This is a genomic window from Wenzhouxiangella sp. YN1, assembly GCF_056324145.1.
The window spans coordinates 1-5,880 of record NZ_JBJNIO010000091.1 but is presented as its reverse complement, the minus strand read 5'-3'; the positions used below and the strand labels follow the sequence as shown (position 1 = coordinate 5,880).

General features: G+C 61.2%; 2 protein-coding genes and 2 pseudogenes. 3 read left to right on the top strand and 1 reads right to left on the bottom strand.

Annotation, left to right across the window (positions count from 1 at the left end; all coding sequences use genetic code 11):
* Window positions 1-158 precede the first annotated feature (158 nt).
* The 3 genes and pseudogenes from ACEWQZ_RS01720 to ACEWQZ_RS01710 form a co-directional block, all read left to right on the top strand.
* On the top strand, window positions 159-3,338 hold the full coding sequence (locus ACEWQZ_RS01720; RefSeq protein WP_476481343.1) for a type I restriction endonuclease subunit R: 3,180 nt from the start codon (window positions 159-161) through the stop codon (window positions 3,336-3,338).
* A 283-nt stretch (window positions 3,339-3,621) separates the two neighbouring features.
* Complete coding sequence (locus ACEWQZ_RS01715; RefSeq protein ID WP_476481342.1) at window positions 3,622-4,527, top strand: class I SAM-dependent methyltransferase; 906 nt, start codon at window positions 3,622-3,624, stop codon at window positions 4,525-4,527.
* 70 nt (window positions 4,528-4,597) lie between these two features.
* A pseudogene (locus ACEWQZ_RS01710) lies at window positions 4,598-4,702 on the top strand (transposase); the annotation flags it as partial.
* Between the two features lie 34 nt (window positions 4,703-4,736).
* Here ACEWQZ_RS01710 and ACEWQZ_RS01705 read toward each other — a convergent pair.
* Window positions 4,737-5,880: pseudogene (locus tag ACEWQZ_RS01705) on the bottom strand (IS3 family transposase); the annotation flags it as partial.

Sequence of the window (5,880 nt, the reverse complement as noted above, 5' to 3'; positions counted from 1 at the left end):
CGAGGCTTTGAAAAGGGGTAGTGTTTCACCCATGGCGTGTTCTCTTTCTGTCGTGGGATTAGTGCCTTAACACTCTGATTATACGACAGAAATTGACACGCCATACCTCTTTCTAGCCCGCATTGAAGAATAAGGGGGGGTTAAGGTAGGGGCCAGACATGTCAAAAAGCGGCGAAGGACGATTTCAGCAAGACATCATCGCGCAGATGACCGCCAACGGCTGGCTGACCGGCCCGGCCAGCGGCTATGACCGCGCCAGCGCGCTGTATGTCGAAGACCTGGTCGGCTATCTGCAGGAGGCCTGGCCGAAGCGCTGGGAGAGGCTTGTTGCGCGCAACCCCCAGGACCCGCAGCGTGCGCTGGTGCGGGCGGTAACCCGCCAGCTGGAGCGCGGCGGCACGCTGGAGGTGCTGCGCCACGGCATCAAGCTGCCCGGCGTCAAGCTGGAGCTGTGCAGCTTTCGGCCCGACCACGGCATGAACCCCGAGACCCTGGCGCGCTATCGCGCCAACCGCCTGCGGGTGGTGCCGGAAGTATCGTATTCACCCCACGCACGACCCGGCGAATACGACCCGCGGCTGGATCTGGTGCTGTTCGTCAACGGCATTCCCACCGCCACGCTGGAGCTCAAGAGCGAGTTCAAGCAGTCGGTCAAGAATGCCGAGCGCCAGTATCGGCGCGACCGGCCGGTAAAGGACCCGCTCACGCGCAAGGCCGAGCCGCTGCTGACCTTCGGCCGCGGCGCGCTGGTGCACTTTGCCGCCAGCCAGGATCGCGTGTCGATGACCACCCGGCTGGCCGGCAGGGAAACCACCTTTTTGCCGTTCAACCGCGGCACGCCCGACGGCGGTGCCGGCAACCCGCTCGCCGACGAAAACACTCCCTACGCCACCGATTATCTGTGGCGGCAGGTGTTTGCGCCCGACGCCTGGCTGAAGATTCTGGGCCGCTTTCTGCACCTGGAGCGCAAAACCGAAGAAGACTTCCACGGCCGGCGCAAGCGCACGGAAACGCTGATCTTTCCGCGCTTTCAGCAGTGGGATGTGGTCAACAAGCTGATCGCGGCCACCGCCGAGGAAGGCGTTGGCCAGCGCTATCTGATTCAGCACAGTGCCGGCTCGGGCAAATCCAATTCCATCGCCTGGCTGGCCCACCAGCTCGCCGCCCTGTACGACGGCGACGGCAACAAGCTGTTCAATTCCATTGTGGTGGTCACCGACCGCACCGTGCTCGACAGCCAGCTGCAGGACACCATCTACCAGTTTGAACACGCCCACGGCGTGGTTCAGCCGATCAGCCGCGATGTGGGCAGCGAGAGCAAGTCGCAGCAGCTGGCCGCGGCGCTGGCGGCCAATACCCGCATCATCATCGTCACCATCCAGACCTTTCCGGCGCTGTTCGATGCGCTCGACGCTCGCCCGGACCTGGCCGGCGGGCGCTACGCCGTGATTGCCGACGAAGCGCATTCATCGCAGACCGGCCTGGCGGCCAGCAAGCTCAAGGCCATTCTGGGCGCCGATGCGCCCGAGGGCGAAGAGGTGAGCGCCGAAGAGCTGTTGAACGCGGCCGTAGCCGCCCGCCGATCATCCCGGCGCATCAGCTACTACGCCTTTACCGCCACGCCCAAGGCCCGCACCCTGGAACTGTTCGGCCGCCTGCCCGATCCCGATCGGCCGCCGTCGACCGACAACAAGCCCGAAGCCTTTCACCTCTACACCATGCGCCAGGCCATCGAGGAAGGCTTCATACTGGATGTACTGAAGAACTACACCACCTACAGCACGGCCTGGAAGCTGGCGCATCCGCACGGCGACGAGCAGGAGGTGGAATCACGCAAGGCCTCGGCCCGGCTGGCGCGCTGGGTGCGGCTGCACCCCTACAACATCAGCCAGAAGGTGGAGGTGATTGTCGAGCACTTCCGCATGAACGTGCGCCACCTGCTCGACGGCCAGGCCAAGGCGATGGTGGTCACCAGCAGCCGCCAGGAGGCGGTGCGCTACGCACTGGCGCTGCGCGAATACGTGCGTGAGAAAAGTTACGCCGACGTACACCCGATGGTAGCGTTTTCCGGCAGCGTGGCGGCCGACGAGGTGATTCCCGAAGAGGTCACCGAGCGCAGCGCCCTGCTCAACCCCGATCTCAAGGGGCGCGACCTGGCCAACGCCTTCGACACGCCCGAATACAACGTCATGATCGTGGCCAACAAGTTCCAGACCGGATTCGACCAGCCGCGGCTGGTGGCCATGTATGTGGACAAGAAGCTTCAGGCCGTGGATTGCGTGCAGACGCTCTCGCGTCTGAATCGGAAATTTCCCGGCAAGGAAGAAACCTATGTGCTCGACTTCTTCAATGACGCCGACGACATTCTCCAAGCCTTCAGGCCCTACTACAACAAGGCCGAGCTGGCCGACGTGTCCGACCCCAATGTGGTCTACGACCTGCAGGCAAGCCTGAACGCCGCCGGCATCTATCACTGGGACGAGGTGGAGAACTTTGCCCGGGCCTTCCTGGATGACAAGGCCAGCGCCAGCCAGCTCGGCTTCTACAGCGGGCCGGCGCGTGAGCGCTTCAAGAAGCGCTACCAGGCGGTGACGGAGCAGATCCGTACCTGGAAGCAGGCCCGCAACGAAGCCGAGCGGGAGGGCAATGACGCCGGCCTCAAGCGCGCTGAGCAAGAGCTCAAGGAAGCGCACACCACTCGCGACGAGCTCGATCTGTTCCGCAAGAGCCTGAAGGACTTTTGCCGCAGCTACGAATTCCTTTCTCAGATCATCGACTACGACGACATCGAGCTGGAGCAGCTCAACATCTATGCCCGCCATTTGCACCCTCTGCTGCGTGCCGAAAACCTTGAAGAAGACGAAATCGACGTCTCCGAACTGGAGCTGAGCCACTATCGGCTCAACAAGCGCGCCGAGCACCGTCTGAACCTGGCCGAAGGCGAAGGCGATTACGAGGGTTTGAAGCCGATATCAGACGTCGGCTCGGGCAAACCCCATGATCCGGAGAAAAAGCAGCTGTCGGAAATCATCGACCGGCTCAACGATCTGTTTGGCGCCGAAGTCAGCGATGATGATAAACTGTATTTTGCCAATGGCGTGGCCGATCGCATACGCCGCGATGAGGCCGTCATGGAGCAAGTCAACAATCATGCCCCTGACCAGGTCATGCACGGCCTGTTTCCCAAGCGCGTTACCGATACCGTGCTCGACGCCATGACCGACCATGAAAAGCTGGCCGTTCAGGTGCTCGACAGCCCCGAAAAGAGCCAGGAGTTCGCGCGGCTTATCCTGCGGTTGCTGGTCAGCTCGAGCGCCAACAAACCATCTGTTCTTTAGCTGTCGGCTCTGTTGCATGAATCCACCTCGTGGAAACAATCGATAGAGCCGCAGACAGAAAGCCAGCTTCCATGGCTACCGGCGCGAACATTGCCCGTGCCGAGAGCCCAAGCAGCATGATCCACATGATCATGCGCGACGCCCTGTAACTCTGCTGAAGACAGCGCCTCAAGGCCGCAATCCATTTTCACCCGGGCAGCCTTGTCTCTACCCACAGGTCGTCCGGAAATGGATGCGGGGCACGGCAATCAGTGACTGGACTTCTACTACTCAGGTGCAATCCTTGGATAACGAACTGGATTTTAATTACAACGACTACTTTATTGATGAGATCAATGAAACCGATTACGGCTATGAAGATCACGTCCTGTCAGACCCGGATTTCAGTGAACTGAATTTCAACGACTACTCCATCGATGAGCCCGAGCTCATTCTGGATGTACCCTATGTACCAACCAGCGAAGACATCGTGCATGCCATGCTGGATCTGGCCAGAGTCACCAGCAAGGATGTGCTGTATGACCTGGGCTGCGGTGACGGCCGTATCGTGGTGGCTGCCGCACTGGAGAGAAACACGCGCGGCTTCGGCATCGACATGGACCCTGAACGTATTTCAGAAGCCATGGAATATGCGGGAAATACCGGCGTTGAATTCCTCGTCGACTTCTTTGAAGGCGACCTGCTCGATGCCGATTTCAGCGATGCCACCGTGGTCGCGCTGTACCTGCTCGACTCGGTGAATGTTCAACTCCGCCCACGTTTGCTTGATGAGCTGCGCCCGGGCACACGCATCGTCTCGCATGCGTTTGACATGGGGGGCTGGATCCCTGATACCACCAGGCGCCACGGCAGCACTCAGCTGTACAAATGGATTGTGCCGGCCAAAGTTGCCGCTTTCTGGGAATGGCAAACCACCAGCGGCAAAACCTACCGTGCTGAATTGAATCAGAAATACCAGGAGGTGACGGGCGCTGCCTGGATTGACGGCGAGAAAGCCCAGCTCACCAAAGCATCTCTCAGGGGTGATCTACTGAAACTGATCATTCAGGGCAATGACCCAGACAGCAAACCAGCCAGTTTTGTCATGCGCCATGAAGGTACGCAGATGGTGTCGGCGAAAGGCAATCGCCAGGCTACACCGGCGATCAGGTTGCCCAATGGTCATCTCCAGGACACCCACGATCTATAGGAAATCTCCTACAGATTGACACGACAGTCTCCGGATTGGCGGGCGTCTCTCCCGGCGCCAGAATAGAGACATGACCTATCCACGCAGTCAGTTAGTCAGCGACGAGGAGCCCGGCTTCTTCCATTGTGTCAGCCGATGCGTCCGGCGCGCCTTTCTCTGTGGTCGCGACGAAGTGGTGGTTGTCAAGCTACTTGTCGCCTTATCCATGTTCACGCAACCTGATTTTCCGGCTGCTTTTCCTTCTCCGGGTTCAGCCACACGGTTCCGACCGGCGACCAGTCCCGGGTGTCACCACTCCAGCGCTGTGGATGCCTGTCTCGCGCGGCCTGATAGACCGCATGGCGCCTGGCCAGAATTTCGACATCCTGCTCGCTATGGCGCTGATGCGGGGTGACGTAGTTGATGCCGCGGTGCCTGTGCTGATGGTTGTACCACTGGACAAAGCCGCGGACCCACTCGCGCGCCGCCTCCAGCGAAGCAAAGCCGGCCTTCGGGAAGTGCGGCACGTACTTGCAGGTGCGGAACAGCGACTCGACGAAGGCGTTGTCGTCACTGACTCGCGGACGGCTGAACGAGGCCGTAATACCGAGCTTGCCGAGCATGGCCTGCACGGTCTGGCCCTTGAACGGGCTCCCGTTATCGCCGTGCAGCACGAGCGGCTGATCGATGCAGCCCTCCTTCCAGACCGTCTGCTGGACCAGGTCACTGGAGTGCACAGCGCTCTCGCGTTCATGCACTTCCCAGCCCACGATCTTGCGGCTGAACAAGTCCAGGATCAGGTACAGGAAGAAGAAGCGGCCGCGGATTTCGCTTGGCAGCCAAGTGATGTCCCAACACCAAACGGTGTTGGGTGCATCGGCGCCATGAGTGGCCGGCGGCCGGCTCGCAGCAGGATTTTTGGCACGTCCACGATGGTGCTGCTGGTCGGTATCGTTCAGGACTCGATAGTAAGTCGACTCCGAGGCCAGGTAGCGGCCCTCGTCGGCCAGCTTCGGCACGATCTGGCCTGGCGGCATGGATGCGTGCTCAGGCTCGTTGCAGACCGTCACGATAGCCTGCCGCTCCTCAGCACTCAAGGCATGAGACGGCCGCGGGCGGACCGCCTCCGGTCGCCGGTCTGCGCGCACGCCGCCGCCCACCGTCCAGCGCTGGTAGGTACGGGCCGTGATACCCAGTGCGCGGCAAGCGGGCTTCAGGCGCGCGCCGGCGGCGCGGGCCTCGTCGATCAGCTCAACAGCTTTATGGCGATCCGGGGTGCTGATCATTCGTCCTCTCCGTCCCCCCAGATCGCCCGGGCTTTTTTTGACAAGGTGAGCAAGGCCGCCGTCTCGGCCAGCGCCTTTTCCTTGCGCG

Bases quoted from the DNA above. Each gene is read 5' to 3' on its own strand.
- ACEWQZ_RS01720 (WP_476481343.1), top strand. From the start codon at position 159: ATGTCAAAAAGCGGCGAAGGACGATTTCAGCAAGACATCATCGCGCAG.